General features: G+C 62.5%; 10 protein-coding genes. All 10 read right to left on the minus strand.

Features of this window, described 5'->3' with window-relative positions; genetic code table 11:
• Nucleotides 1-23: 23 nt before the first annotated feature.
• The 10 genes from BV034_RS31675 to BV034_RS31720 all read right to left on the minus strand — a co-directional run bounded on the left by BV034_RS31675 (nt 24) and on the right by BV034_RS31720 (nt 14,622).
• Nucleotides 24-899, minus strand: a complete 876-nt coding sequence (locus BV034_RS31675; protein WP_050030947.1) for a prepilin-type N-terminal cleavage/methylation domain-containing protein — start codon at nt 897-899, stop codon at nt 24-26.
• 37 nt (nt 900-936) lie between these two features.
• The gene (locus BV034_RS31680; protein ID WP_050030948.1) at nt 937-1,386 is read right to left on the minus strand and encodes a prepilin-type N-terminal cleavage/methylation domain-containing protein; all 450 of its coding nucleotides are present in this window, start codon (nt 1,384-1,386) and stop codon (nt 937-939) included.
• Nucleotides 1,383-2,120 carry a prepilin-type N-terminal cleavage/methylation domain-containing protein gene (locus BV034_RS31685; RefSeq protein WP_081888278.1) on the minus strand — a complete coding sequence of 246 codons (738 nt, stop codon included), beginning with the start codon at nt 2,118-2,120 and terminating at the stop codon, nt 1,383-1,385. The genes BV034_RS31680 and BV034_RS31685 overlap by 4 nt, the downstream gene beginning before the upstream one ends.
• Before the next feature lie 34 nt (nt 2,121-2,154).
• The gene (locus BV034_RS31690) at nt 2,155-4,314 is read right to left on the minus strand and encodes an autotransporter-associated beta strand repeat-containing protein (protein WP_050030950.1); all 2,160 of its coding nucleotides are present in this window, start codon (nt 4,312-4,314) and stop codon (nt 2,155-2,157) included.
• A 378-nt stretch (nt 4,315-4,692) separates the two neighbouring features.
• Nucleotides 4,693-6,036, minus strand: coding sequence for a right-handed parallel beta-helix repeat-containing protein (locus BV034_RS31695; RefSeq protein ID WP_050030951.1), 1,344 nt, complete (start codon nt 6,034-6,036; stop codon nt 4,693-4,695).
• Between the two features lie 69 nt (nt 6,037-6,105).
• On the minus strand, nt 6,106-7,377 hold the full coding sequence (locus tag BV034_RS31700; RefSeq protein WP_081888279.1) for a rhamnogalacturonan acetylesterase: 1,272 nt from the start codon (nt 7,375-7,377) through the stop codon (nt 6,106-6,108).
• Between the two features lie 26 nt (nt 7,378-7,403).
• Nucleotides 7,404-9,029: a rhamnogalacturonan lyase B N-terminal domain-containing protein gene (locus BV034_RS31705; protein WP_265593688.1), complete on the minus strand. Its 1,626-nt coding sequence runs from the start codon at nt 9,027-9,029 to the stop codon at nt 7,404-7,406.
• A gap of 869 nt (nt 9,030-9,898) precedes the next feature.
• On the minus strand, nt 9,899-10,543 hold the full coding sequence (locus BV034_RS31710) for a response regulator transcription factor (protein ID WP_050030953.1): 645 nt from the start codon (nt 10,541-10,543) through the stop codon (nt 9,899-9,901).
• A gap of 53 nt (nt 10,544-10,596) precedes the next feature.
• Nucleotides 10,597-13,386, minus strand: a complete 2,790-nt coding sequence (locus BV034_RS31715; protein ID WP_081888281.1) for a sensor histidine kinase — start codon at nt 13,384-13,386, stop codon at nt 10,597-10,599.
• Between the two features lie 354 nt (nt 13,387-13,740).
• Entirely contained in the window at nt 13,741-14,622 is an 882-nt protein-coding gene (locus BV034_RS31720) for an endonuclease/exonuclease/phosphatase family protein (protein ID WP_265593689.1), read from the minus strand.
• Nucleotides 14,623-14,649 lie beyond the last annotated feature (27 nt).

Genomic DNA, 14,649 nt, shown 5'->3' on the forward strand with positions numbered 1-14,649 from the left:
ATGGTGAGCGGGGAACTGAAGGGTCAATTGAGCGGAAAGATGCGCTGGTAGATGCGCACCTGGCCTGCCACGGGGATGGCGAGGCCGAGGGAATCGGGGTTCTCAGCGACAGCCTGCCACGAGCTGCCGGGGGTGGCGCCCTCCACAGTATCAGGAAATTTTCCAACCACGGCGGTCATGTCCCCGGCAAGCACGCGGCTGTTGGCATCCAGCACGGCCAGGGTCACCACGATGGCCTGCACGTCCTTCATCCCCTCCCCCTGGTTCACGAAGGGTCCGGTGCCTCCGGTGTAGAAGGGCGAAGAGGAGTACTTCGTCTCATTGTCCACGCGATTCTTGAGCAGGAAGTCGATCTCCATGCGGAAGACGCCCTCCCCCACCACGTGATACTGGTCCACATCCTCCAGCACTTCGGCATAGGCGCCCTCGATGGTGCTTTCCTCAACCCTTGCGGAATCTTTGAAGGTGAGGAACACGGGCCCCTTGGGCGCGGCGGCGTCCCAGGAGAGGCCCTGCCCCAGGCGCTCGCACTGCTCGGCTTCATTGACGCGGTAGCCCACCAGCGATACCGGCTGGGCGGGGTCGGCCCCTGCCAGACGGGCCGGTGCCTCGGCAAAGAAGAAGATCTCGTCATTGCCGGCCTTCTTTCGCACCAGGAAGTCCACATCCGGACGATTGAGCATGCCCGCCAGGTCAAAGGTCAGGCGGTCAAAGATGCGGCGAGCCTCGCTGTCGGCATCGATCCGCTTGCGACTGACGTTCGTTGATCCCAGGGCTCCATTGACGACCTGCACAATCAGCAGGACCAGCAGGGAGAGCACGGCCATGGCCACGAGCAACTCCAGGAGGGAAAAGCCGCGGAGCTTGCGCTGCCGCAGGGAGGTAAGGTGGGTCATCATGGACGTGGAGCAGGGACGGGGTTCAAGACCTGACAGCTCAGTTCCGCTCCAGTGCGGTCAAAGCCTCAAAGGAATTCACCGGGTACTCGGTGGCGGGCCAGGCGACGACAACGCGCACTGTGGTGGGCGTATGGAGGGAGGCCGCAGGCACGACGGTCACGGCCGCGCGATAGTCGGCCTCGTTGGCCTCACTCACCCGGGTGCCGTCTGTCTTGCAGTACACCAGCGAGGGGGTGACATTGGGCTCCAGCGTCAGGCCGTAGAGCCTGGACGTGCCGCTCTCTGCCGTGCCGCGCAGGTCCATGATCAGGGCCTCCGCCACGCTGGCGGCATGGGTCATGTTCACGGAGTCGCGGTTGGAGGCGATGCCCATGGGCAGCAGGGCCACGACCCCCAGCAGGGAGACAGCAGCGATGCCTATGGCCATGGTCACCTCTACAAGGGTGAAGCCATGCGAACGGGTGGATGCGAGGGACTTGGTTTTCATGGGCGGTAAACTCTGACGGATCCGGTGACGCCATCGACCTGCAGCGCCGCGATGTCGGCGGTGTTGCCGTGGACGGGTTGAAGGGGAATCTCGATCCAGCCGTCAACGCTGCTCTTCTCGGAGAAGCGGGCCACGCCGCGGGGATCAAACTCAATGACTTTTTCAAACGCCAGCTTCCCGGCGACCGAGGCGGTCCAGTCCATGGGGCCGAAGCTGGAGCTCGCGGTGTCAGCCACATTGACCACATCATCGCCCGTGCGGCGGGCAAGGCCACCGTCAGTGCCGATCGCTGCCATCTTCACGTTCTCAAAGTGGTAGAGCGGCGAGAGGGCGACGAGTTCCGGCCCGTTCATGGCCAGGGGCCGCACGCCAGACTTGGAGGCCATGACGGCCACCGTGAGGTTGCCCCCATCATCCGCCGCCACCAGATCCTTGGCCATCTCATCCGTCTCCACGAGACCCACATAGACATAGGTGTTCTTGGCCATGGCATGGGAGCGGGCCTGCTCCATGACGCCGGAAAGTTCAAAGACCGTCTTGGTCATGCGCTGTCCTGCAAAGAGCCCGTTGAAGGCTGGCATGGCCACGGCCGTGAGCAGGCCGATGACGGCCACGACCACGATGATCTCCACGAGGGTGAATCCGGCGGAGAGAGAGCGTTGGCTCCCAGTACCCGCCCGTCTGCACAGGGGTCTGCTTCCGGATCCGGAGGAGGGCTGGAGGTGGGATCTCATCGTAGGTTGCAATGGCGTTGTAACGACTTGAAGCTCACTGGAGCACGAAAGCATCACAGGGGTCGGCTGCGCGGGAACTGCGTCTTCTGGTGAAAAGCAGTGTGCCCAGGCTCAGGCAGAGCAGGATGGCGCGAGTGGGCTCCGGCACGAGAGCGATGTTTACGTAGAAACCGGCATTGGCCCCGCCGTCATCCACGATGGACTGCGTGAGCGTGTAGCCCAGGCCCTGGAAGGTGCTGATGGTGGAGGCACTGAGGGAAAGGTTCGTGGAGGTGGGGGAAAGATTGGTCCAGTCAATCAAGCGCCAGGTGGTGAAAGTGGTTCCCCATCCGCTCGTGTTCGCCCCCTCCCCCAGCGCCAGTTCCACCTTGGCGTTGGAGAGATCAAGGAAACCACTTCCGGAGTTCAGGTCGAGCACGTCGCCGTCCGTGGAAAAGAGGTCGAACTGCAGCGTGCCGTTCAGATTGATGTCGCCGACACCTGTGGTGAGGGTGAGGGTCTGCTTCGTCAGATCATTCCCCGTACCAGCCCCGTGGGTCTTGCCCACCATGAGGAAGCTGCTGGATCCCAGTGTGATGGTGGAGGCGCTCGCCCCCGTGATGCTGCCCGCGCCACCGAGCTTGGCTCCAGCAGCTACGGTGTAACTACCAGCATCTGTATGCGAGCCGTTGACGAGTACGGTACCGGCATTCACCTTCGTCTCACCCTGGTAGGAGTTGGCGCCGCCCAGCGAGAGAATGCCGTCACCTGTTTTGGTGTATCCGCCTGTGCCAGTAAGGGCACCGTCCAGAGTGATGTTCCGGGCGACATTGGAGGCATCGGCAGCCTTGATGGTCAGGGCATCGGCCGTGCCGCTCAAAGTCATGGCGAGAGAGGAAGACCAGTTTGCTTTGGCGCCGAGAGTGCCTGCGGCGAGTGCGATCGTGCTGGTATAGGTATTTAGCGCAGGCTTCACCATGCCGCCGGACCCAACGTAGAGGGAAGCGGCCGCTCCATTGAGGGTCAGGGTACCGGTGGATCCTGTGGCCGTAGCACTCTGACCAAAGGCAATGCGTTCAGCCGTGGTGGCTCCTCCTGTCAGAAGCAGAGAGGTGTTGTTGGCATTCGCCGAGCTGCGGGCGAGAATGATGCCGCCCGTTGCATCGGTAGAAGTGAAGGTGCCGCCGCTCACTTGAAAGACGAAGAAGCGCCCCGTGCCACTGGTACTGTTACCGATCCTAACCTCCCCGCCCACGGTGAGACTGCCACCAGAAACGAGTGCAGAAGTGTTGGAATTTGACCCCGCAAGATCAAGAACCCCGGTGACGGATGCCGTTCCGCCCGTAACCACGAAACCAGTGGTGGCCGAAGCTGCTGTGGTGGCGGTGGCGGAGGAGTTTCCCCAAGTTCTAAGGAGGCTGACAGATGCGGCACTGAAGGTACCGCCGCTCACCTTGAACAAGCTCCCATCCCCCACTGAGGAGTTCATGCTCATGCCTCCGTTGAAGGCCACACTGCCGGACTTTAGCTCGAACTTTCCGGTTCCCGTACTCGATCCATACTGGGATCCGTTCGCGACCGTGACCGTTTGGCCGTCAATGTTCACCGTGCCACCACCTGTCGCACGCAGTGTACCGAGAGTGCTTGAAACCGCTCCGGTGAGGTTGACTGTTCCCGTACCCGTATTGGCAAGATTCAACACACTTGCGCCCCCGGCACTCACCGTATTGGTAAAGTTGATGGTGCCTGCACCGGCAGTGTTTACCGTCTTGGTTCCCGCCGCACCACCGGTGCCGCCCTGCAGCGTGCCGGCAAAGGTCAGACTGTTTGTCGTGCTGCTGTTGGTGATCGTTGTCGTGCCTGCCGTAGCTGAACCAAGGACCACGTTGGCATTGAACAGTTGATTGTTGACGACTGCGGCATTCATCGTCACAAGGCCCGTCGTATCCAGCGTGAGCGTCTGTGAACCGACGATACCCGATCCGATGGTGTAGGCCGCGGCGTTTGCGGTATCAAAAACGATGCCCGCCACCGTCACCCCAGCGCCAAGATCAAGGGTCGTGCGGCCGTTGACGGTGACAGAGCTCTGGCTGAAGGTGGCAGTGTCACCCGTGCCAGGCACGGCGGCCGGATTCGTCAGCCAGTTGTTGCTGACCGACCAAAGCGCGCTGTCAGAACCATCCCAGGTGTCGCTTGTGGCCAGTGCGCAGGGCATTGAAGCACCCATAAAGGCAGCACCCAGACCAAGGGCGATGATTCCAAAGAGGCGACCCTGGCACCCTCTGGAAATGACTGGCTGTACGAGTGGTGAAAGCATGGACAATTAATTTCCACCAGCCTATCAGTACGAGGGGGAGCGACAATTACCCCAAACGGGTTAATGCCCAGTAAATCACATGTAATAGACTCATTATGAGCGATTTAAAATCGCCATCACGGTTCCATTGCTCCAATTATTGACGGCAAAATTGCGCCATGAGAGCGCCTAAAATCACTGATGCCTTTCGAAATTCGGAAAAATCAAAAAAATAGGGTAGCGCCCTTTCGCGCTGCCCCACCAGAGGATGTTGGTGCTCGATGACAAGGCGAACTTTCACGGTCGGCCGGGAGAGGACGCGAAGGCGCCGAGGTCTGGCTTACCCGCAGAGGAAGAGGATTCGAAGACAACCCCCGCGTCAAGCAAAGGGCTCTTTGCAGAAGGTTTCAGGAAACGCATATCGGGAAGGCTGCCGCCCTTCTGGCGGGGCAGAATGAATTCATCGGCTTCCAGGCTGAGGAAGTCCCGCGAGCGCAGTTTGAGGCCGGTGGTGAAGGTGTTGCCCAGCAGTTCGCAGTTGGAGAAGTCCACCCGGATCAAGTCCCGGCTGGAGCCATAGCTGACATTGTTGATGAGGCGGTGACCAAAGCCATCCACATCCGTGCGGTTGTCCGCCAGGCGGCCCAGCATGTTGTAGTTGGAACCATTGCGAAAGGCGGTGTTGTGAATCCAGTCTCCGCCGCCCGGATGATGGTTGGCGTAGAAGCCCGACTGCTTGTTTCCTACAGCCAGACAGTAGCGGACGATGTGGCGGGGGATGCGCTTTGGCAGATGCTCCGGCGGCATCGCCCCATAGCCTCCCGCTTTGAATCCATTGCCATCGGCCAGGCTCTTGAACTTGGGAGAAAATCCATTGTAAGCGGCCCGGCAATTCTCAAAGACCACCGGTTCATAAGCCCCCAGACAGTCGTAGCCATCATCGCTGTTGAACCAGGCCCGGCACCCGCGAAAGACATTGCCCGTGCTGCCACGTGTCGGATGACAACCAAAGCCGTCCACATTCCCTCCCAGGCCGTCGCCAGAGGTGTGGTCCCAGTTGTTCCAGGCGTCGCAGTTGAGAAATAGGTTGTCCGAGCCATCCACATGGTAGATGCCAATAGCCTGCCCATCGTGCAGAGCCAGCTGCTCAAAGACATTGTGGCTGCCTTGACTCTCAATGCAGATGGACTGCGTGTGCCCTTTGATCGTGACTTGCACTCCCACGACCTCGATCCCCTTCAGCTTGATCCAGCTCCCGCTGACATAAAATGCCGACACGCGCTGACCCGCTGGCTTGACCGCGCTGAAGTCGAAGACAGGGCGCTCTCCGTTGTAGGCCTGGTAGGTGATAGGTTTGCCGCGGGAGCCGCTTTTGGTGAGCGCGATCACCCGGGCAAAGATGCGTTTACGGCTGGCAATCATCTGCTCCGTCATCACATAGGTGCCGCCGCGGATGTTAATGATGTCCCCGGCGGATGCGGCCTCCTGAGCCCGTTGCAGCGAAGCGAACGGCTGCTCCAAGGTGCCTATGGCCTGATCACTGCCCGCTGGCTCCGGCGCTACAAACCAAGTCGCCGCCATGCCCCTGGCCGCGAGAAGCAAGCTGAAGACCACGACGAGCAACGGAGAAGCGGTGTGCATGACCTGATTGTAGGAGGAACGGTTCCAGACACAATCCTGCTGGGCTCCGGGACCTGGATACCGTCTTCCTTAACTGCCCTCGGGAGTCAGCACCGCACCGGAGGGCGGGCTGAGGGGGAACGTCACCTGGTCCGGGGCATCAGGCTTGGCAGGATCGAAGGTGCCTGCATCCTTGCTCAAGTGCACAGCCAGCTCCGGCAGTTGCGCGCGGATGCCTTCCACGATGCAGCGGGCCAGTTCATAGGCACCGAAGGTGTTGTGATGCGTGTTGTCCTTCAGCGCTTCGCTCTGGCCGGGGAAGGTATTGGCCGGATAGAAGGCGAAGGCGCGCATGGACGGGTCCGGCCCCAGGGCGGTGTAGAGCTTGATGCTCATCGCGTTCAGATCGATCACCGGGACCTTGTCCTCCGCACCCACCTGGCGGACGGCTTCGGCATAGTCAGAGAGCGTGGGCCTCAGGCTGGAGCCCTCCCAGCGACGACGCTCCATGGGGGTGACGAGCACGGGCACGCCGCCTTTGGCACGGGTTCTTTCCACGTACCGCTTGAGGTTCTCCTTGTAGCTGGTGAAGGGACCGGCTCCGGTGGCCTTGTCCTTCTGATCATTGTGGCCGAACTGGATGAAGAGGTAGTCGCCCTTCTTCAGCATGCTAAGCACCTTGTCGAGACGCTTCTGCCGCTCAAACGAACGGAGGGCGAGACCGGACTCCGCCTGGTTCGATACGGCAACACTGCGATCAAAAAACCGGGGCAGCATCTGCCCCCAGCCCGCCCAAGGCTCATTGCGCTGGTCGGTGACGGTGGAATCTCCGGCGATGAAGACGGTGGTGACGTCGGTGGCAGGCTTGATCTCTAAGGCGGCCACTCCGGGGCTCTCGCCGTTGAACTCCAGCGTCAGGAGGTCATCCCAGCTTGCCGAGAGGGGCGGGCCTTTTTCACGGTCGTTCAGCGTGGTGTTGCCGCCGGTGCCGATGGCGGGCTTGCGCACGTTCACGGTGAATGTTCTCACCTCGAACTTGCCCGCGGAGGTCTCTGCCTTTTCCAGCATGAGACGGCGGTTCTCCGCCTTGACGGTGGTGGAGGTGGGGCGGGCGCTGTCCCCCAGCAGCAGGGAGACGTGGTAGTTCCCCTCCTCCAACCGTACGCCGAACACCCGGGCATTTCCCGCCTTGCTCACGAAGCCGAAACCGCGCTTCTCATCAAAGGCTTGGTCCGGGGCCACGGCGGTGCTGCCGGGCACAGGACGCTTGCTGTCGAAGGAGAACTTCAGGTCGGCCGCATGGAGAAGGAGCGGACCGGCAAATAGGATGGCAAGGGTCAGGCTGAGGGAGCGGAAGATCATAGGAGGCAAACGGTGAAGGGTTTGAGTCAGTAGAAGTCCACGCAGTCGATGCCATAGCCCGGGCTGAGAAACTGAGGACCGCGATTGCCGCTGACGACGGAGAGGGTGAGCACGTTCTCTCCGGCGACCAGGGCCTGGGCCGGAATGCGGAAGGTGTAGGTGGCGTTGTTTCCGCGATAGCTGCCGATGGTGAGGCTCCGGCTGTCCACCTTGCGTGGAGCGGGCTGGATGGAGGCCTTCCAGGTGTTCAGCTTCACGCTTGGCCGCGCCCCGGCGAAGCTGGCGGTGATGCCGACGCGCAACGTCCGGCTGGCGACCTGCTCCGGAGTGAGTTGGAACTTCACCACCTGCTGCCCGTTCACATCTGACCACAGACAGGAGGGGAATGCTCCAGCGCGGCTCTGCCCGATGACAAAAGGCTCTCCCTGCCAGGGCTCCATGCGTTTGTCCGAGGGGTGCATGAGGGCGATGCTGCGGCCTTTGCGGAACTCCAGCGGCGTGCCGTCCCAGTCGCCGATACGCCAGAGTGGCTTCGTCTGGGAAGGGTCTGCGGTGAGGGTTCGAGACCCCACTTCGGTGATCGCACTGGCCGTGACGGTCACGGTTTCCGTGTGCACCGCGAGTTCCCCTTTGTAGACGGTGAGGGCATACATGCCCGGCTTCATATCCGGGGAGGTGGCGCTGCCCCGCCCCTTGGAGACGGGTGCCCAGTACTGCGCGGTGCCGTTTGCCACGTCGAGGCTGTACTCCTGATCTTCATCACGGCCTTTCAGCCCTCTGAGCTGCACGCTGCCACGAGCCTCCTTGTTGACGCTGCCCTTCAGGCCCAGCGCATCGATGAAGCTGAGATCGGGTGCCTTGGGCTTGGAGCCGTCCGTGAAGCACAGCACATAGGGCCCATACAGCACACCGAGCCGCAGCTTCTCCGTCTGATTGTGGCCCGAGTTCATGTAGTTGTACACCTCTGCTGCCGTGCTGGTCTGGTTCTGGATGTCACGGTAGAAAGGACCGCCTGCGGAGCTCTCCCGGTTGCCATAGACCATGAAGACCCCGCGCCCGCGCCCGGTGACACCGCGCACGCCCAGATCCCGGGCCTGATCATTGCCAAAGTACTTGCTCCGTGAGGTGCCATCCGCCATGCCCAGCACATCACGGGACTCGATGGCCCCGGTGCTGCCGCGCAGGTCGGACTGGGCCGGGGCATTGGGGAAGAGATCCCCTTTCAGCCGCGTGATCCAGCGCAACTCGCCGTTGGAAGGCTCGTTCTGCGCATAGGTGGCCATGTAGAGATGGTTCAGTCCCTTGCGCACGATGTAGTAGTGCGTCAGGTCCGCCACCACCTCGTTTTCAGCATCCGTCTGCGTGGTGATGATGATGGTCTCGCCATCGACCTGAGTCGTGACCGTGGTATGGCTGCCGCCCACGCCGGAGTTGCTGCTGGAGTCACGAAAGGGGCTGTGCAGCTCCGTGTCCTGCCACTTGATGCTACGAATGCCGCCGTTGAGACGATCCACCTTGAAAACCAGCCCGGCCCCAGTGTCCACGCGATGCTGTTTCTTCTCGGTGATGAGGCCGAACTCCGCGAGAGCATTGTGGGAAGAAAGAAGGCTGCCGGCCAGGATGGCGAGCAGGAGGCCAAGAGCTCGAGACAAGGAGAAGGAGATGATCACGGTGGTCTCTGGGATCAGGAAGAAGGGTGAAGCCCGAAAGTTGCCACCACACCGTGCCCCGGCAATTACCCCAATCGGGTTAACCCTGACCCTCCGCCAGCCTGTTGTTATCAGTTTGACTACGGCCACGCTGGGTCTGGGGCGAAACCTTCTGCTGAGGCAGCCACAACACCGACCGTAGTTGTCGACGTGAGGAGGCACTGACTGAAGCGCCTGCAGCGTAAATCTCGCGACAGATCTCCGCCTGCCCACCGCCCCGCTCCCGCCCGCCCGAGCTTCCACCTTGGCCCCTTGATCCCCTCTCCCTGCCACATCGCCCCAGACCGGGAAATTTGTGCCTGCCAAGGAACCCGGGGGGGGACTGACATGGAGGTGTAGAGGGCGGAGGGGAGAAAGCGGATGCTGTCGGCCTTCCCACCTGATCAACATCTCCGGAGGTACCCAGGGTTGACTCGCTTAAGGCTCGTCCAACCGCTGGGCTGTGCTAGAAATCCCCTTCGGGGATTAACTTCGAACTGAGATTGACCTGCCAGAGCTGGTTCCTTGGCAGCCACCCCAAAACGCGCGCGGTTGGTCGGTTCTCCTCACGTCGACAACTACGGCCGGTGTTGTGTGTATTTGGGCAGAGGGCAGGCGCTGGAGCGGTTGTGAGCTGAGGCAAGCTGGATAAGAGGCTGCCAACAGCGTTGCTGAAGCTCATCAGCTTCAGGAAATCACATGACGCACGCCCTGCGCTGGCGCTTGATGAGAAGCCCCCTTCCGTTGACTCACGCAGGCTGAAGCCTGGACTCCGTACAGCTTCGGGCCCAAAGCCTTGACGTACTGCCCACTGACGGACTGACTCACCGGCCTCACCCTCGCTGCGTATTGCGGTACTTCATCGCCGCCTCGGTCCGGGAGTGCACGTGCAGCTTGTCGTAGATGCGCTTCAGGTGCACGCGCACGGTCTCCACACTGAGAGTCAGGCGTTCGGCGATCTCTTTGTTGGCGAGGCCTTGGGAGAGGAACTCGAGGATTTCGGTTTCGCGCTTGGAGAGGTGCACCTGCTCACTCGCAGGTGCGATGGCCGGGGGCTGGGGTTTGTGGAAGGCCTCCACCACACGGCGGGCGATCTCTGCGCTCATGGGAGCGCCACCTTCCCGCACATCCTGAATGGCACGCCGCACCTCGGCGGGTGAGGAGCGCTTGAGCAGGTAGCCGCAGGCACCGGCCTTCAGCGCATCGAAGATCTTGTCGTGATCACGGTACACGGTGACCATGATGACGAGCAGGCCGGGGATGTCCTGCTTGAGCCGGGCGGTGGCCTCGATGCCGGAGATGCCGGGCAGATTGATGTCCATGAGCACCACGTCTGGCTTCACCACGGGCACCTTGTGCAGGGCTTCTTCACCACTGCGCCACAGACCGGCGAATTCACAGTCCGGGGTGCTCTCCACCACGCGCTGCAAGCTCTCGCCGAGTCCGAGATTGTCTTCAACGATGCCGACGGTGGTCATGAAAGGGAGGTTCAGTGCAGCAATGAATTACGCGATGCCTTCTCAAGGTACTATCAGGTGTTCCGGCGGAGTGGCAGAGAAAAAGTGATGCAGGTGCCGGAGGAGTCGCTTTCAATGCTGCAGGTGCCGCCAATGCGTGACAGCCTCTTTTGCATGTTGTGCAGGCCTTCGCTCAGGCGGGACTGGTCGCCGCTGATGCCTTTGCCATTGTCCATGACCACGATGGTGAGCACGTCCAGCCGCACCTGCAGACGCAGTTTCACCTCGGTGGCAGCCGAGTGCTTCACGGTGTTGTTCAGCGCCTCCCGCACGGCCAGGAAGAGCTCATGCCGCTGTTCGGCATCCAGCGCGGTGCTGGGGATGTCATCAGGGATCTCCAGCCGCAGGGCGACGCCGCCCACATCCAGCAGCTCTGCGGCGGAGGCGGTGAGGTAGTCCACAAAGGAGGCCAGCGTATCGTGCCGGGGATTCACCGCCCAGACGATCTCATCCAGCGTGCCCACGAGGTGCCGCGCTTTGCTGGCAATGATGGGGGCGGTTTCGCGACGCGCTTCCGGGCCGGTTTCTTCCGCCGCCAGCTCGGCCAGCAGGGAGATCTCCGTGAGGCTGGCCCCCAGGTCATCATGCAGATCCTGGGCGATGCGTTCGCGCTCTTTTTGCCGGGAGGTCTGCGCTTCCAGTTGCAGCATGCGATTGCGCAGCCGGGAGCGCACCGCCATGGCGCTGACAGCCGAGGCGCAGACGACCAGGAAGGTGATGAACGAGACGCGAAACCAGAGCGTCTCCCAGAAGTGCGGCTTGATGTGGATCTGCAAGGAGGCTGCGGTGGCACTCCAGATGCCGTCGTTGTTCGACGCCATGACTTGGAAGACGTAGTCCCCCGGCGGCACAGCTTCATACGCGACCATGCGCTGCGCCCCGGCCTCCCGCCACTCGATCTCCAGCCCCTCCAGCCGCGTGCGGAACTTCACCTTCTCCGGCGCGCTGAAGCTCAGCGCCGTGTAATGCAGTTCGATGCGGGAGCGCCCCGGCCCGGCCTTGAGCTCAGCAGCGCCGGGCTCTGCCCACTCACTGCCAGCACGGGCCTCCTCAATCGCCACCCAGGGCTTCACGCGATTGAACTCCAGGTTCTGCGGCCGTACCGACGCCACACCCTGCACGGTGGGGAACCACAGGGTACCATCCTGCCCACGCCAGCCAGCGGGTTGGAACCCGCCGGTGCACTCCCGGGAAATGAGGCCGTCTGAACGGTCGAACTGCAGCCAGGCGATGCTGGATGCCGTGCCAGGCTTATATTGCAGCAGGTCTTTCTTCGCCACCCGGATGATACCGGTGAGGGAGCCCATCCACAGGTGGCCTGCCTGGTCATCCAGTACACAGGTGAGGCGGTCATCCGGCAGGCCTTGCTCGCTGGAGAAGGCCGTCACGCTCCCGTCTTTATTGCGAAGGAAGAGACCGCTGCCCAGCGTGGTCGCCCAGAGTCCACCGGCCTCCTCATCCGGCAGCATGGCGGAGACCTGGGTGGTGCCCAGAGTGGCAGTGAGCGTGAACCGCCCGTCCCGATGCTCATAGAGGGTGCTGCTGTTCGTGCCCGCCCAGAGCGCACCCGAGGCATCGATGATCAGGGAGGTCACTTCCTGCTGCGGAAGGCCTTGTGCCTCGCCAAACTGGGTCAGCACGCCCCTGTCCCAAAGGGAGACGCCGTCCCCGCCCGCCAGCCACAGGCGCGAGTCTTTATCGAACGTCATGGCCCGCAACCGTCTGGCCAGGGGCGTCTTGCGCACCAGTTCCTGGAAGGCGGTGCCATCGTGGTAGTAGAGGGTGCCATTCTCCTTGCCCAGCCAGAGCGTGCCGGTGGGATCCTCCGCGATGGCCATGACGATCCGGGAGGCGTCCCGGTCGCCAAGGACAAATGGATTGACCCAGCCGCCGTGGATGCGGTCCACGCCGCCGCTCTTGTTGGCCGCCCAGAGCACGCCCACGGAGTCCTCCAGGAGGGCCAGGATGTTGCGATTGGTGAGGCCGTTGCTGACGTCCATCACGTTTACGCGTTTCACCCGCACCTGCACCAGGCCGTTGCCGTTCGTGGCCACCCAGACATTGCTCTCGCGATCCTCCAGCAGGGCCATGACGAGCACGCCCTCAGACAGCTCAGTAAGGATCTCCAGTGGCCCGTCTTGGGAGGGGTCAGACACGGCCAGATGCCCCTCCAGCGTGCGCATCCAGCGGCGACCTCGTCCATCGATCAGATCGAGCGGAGCCCCTGGTGGGGCCATGATGCAACGTTGCCAGGGGACGAACTTCGACCTCGCACGGGCCTCCGCATAACGGTCCTCCTTGAGCAGGCGCGGGGGTTGCTCGCGCTCGGCATGGTAGATCTTGTCCCCGCTCTCGATGAGCGCGCCGCCTGCCTCATCGCTCCACACCCGGGTCACCGGCTGCACCCCTACGGCACCAGCAACGGTCCCGGCCCAGGCATCCACCAGACGCCTGCCATCCCAGCGCAAGAGCCCCCCACGCATAGTGGAGATCCAGACCTCGCCATTCTCCAGAGCGAAGAGCTCGCGCGGCGGCTGCTTGGCCAGTTGCGCGCTGTTCTCCCCTTTGAAGGAAGTGAACCTCACGCCATCAAACCGCACCACGCCCTCTGCCGTGGCCACCCACAGGTAACCATCCGCCGACTGCACCACGGCGCGCACGCTGTTGCTGGGCAACCCGTCCTCTGACTGCCAGGAGCGCACCAGGAACTGCTCCCCGGCTTGGGTCCGCGTGGGGGTGGCGAGCGCCAGGATCCCCGTCAGCACAGCCACGACACCGCAGAGTCTGATAAATCTTTTTTGCATCCCGTTTACACCGGCTGTCGCTATTTCCGCCAGCCTCACCCGTCTCCATCAAACCGGAACGGGCCACCTGCCAGTCACGCCAACAAGTGACACGGCTGATCGTACCCGGCCCGCTGCGTTGGGAGCAAGATGGATTTTCTGGCCTGCTGCGCGGGGGGGCCAGTGCGTCAGTAGGCAGTAGGCAGTAGGCAGTAGGCAGTAGGCAGTGGGCAGTGCGTCAAGGTGTTGGGGTCGAGATGGTACGAAGTCCAGGCTTCAGCCTGAGAGAGCCAAGGGAAGGTCTCAATTGAGCGGTCAGTATAAGGAGCGAGGGACATTCTTGTCCCGGTTCGTGCCGAGCGTCCCATGGCGTCGCTATCTCTTTGGCCTCCCGCCATGCGTCAGCTCAGGTCTTGCGTCTTGTGTCTTCAAGTCTGGCGTCTCTCGCGTAGCGAGCCTCACCCGGCTCTGCAGCGGCCGATGATCGCTTGCCTCCGCATTGGGCACGACCTTGGTCCCGGTATCTTCCAGACGGACGCTTGCTCCGTCTCGCAGCAACACGTGATCGATCACCACGCTCGGTTGGTCCGCAGGGTAGCTGCTGGCATCGCCTTCCGGCACGCATCTGCGAAATCCGGCCTCGGCAAGCAGGGCGAGAGTGGCGGAGTCCGGACGATCATTGAAGTCGCCCGCCAGGATCACCGGGTTGGTTGTTTCCTTGAGCGCGGCGATCAGGCCGCGGGCGTTTTCCCGCCGGGCGGCATCGTCCGCACCGGAGTCGAAGTGCACGCTCACCAGTGTGACCTCTGCCTGAGGGACGGTCGGGATGGTCACCGTGATCAAGGTGGCCGCCCGGGGCTCGCCGCCCTTCACTGGCAGCGCGATGGTGCGCGAGGCCGTGATGGGAAAGCGAGACATCGCCGCCGTGCCATACTCCCCTCCCGCAAAAGGCATGGCCGCCCCATAGGCAAAGGTCATGCCCAGCGCTTTCGCAAAATCCGCCGGCACATCCAGGCCCTGCACCCGCGTGGTCTTGCGGTCCACCTCCTGCAACGCCACCAGGTCCGGCTTGAGCTCGCCGATCACGCGATGCTGCAACGCGTGGTCATACTGGCCGTCGAAACGCCGCCCGCCGTTGCGGAGGTTAAAGGAAACGATATTGATCCCGGATTCGACCGGCTCCGCGGCCGGGAGGACGGGAAGACCGGAGAGGACAAGCAGGGAAATCAGGAGGTGGCGACGGCGCAGGTGGGGCATGGGGCACCCATTGACCATTCAGCCAAG

This window comes from Verrucomicrobium sp. BvORR034, from assembly GCF_000739635.1.
Taxonomy (GTDB): Bacteria; Verrucomicrobiota; Verrucomicrobiia; order Verrucomicrobiales; family Verrucomicrobiaceae; genus Verrucomicrobium.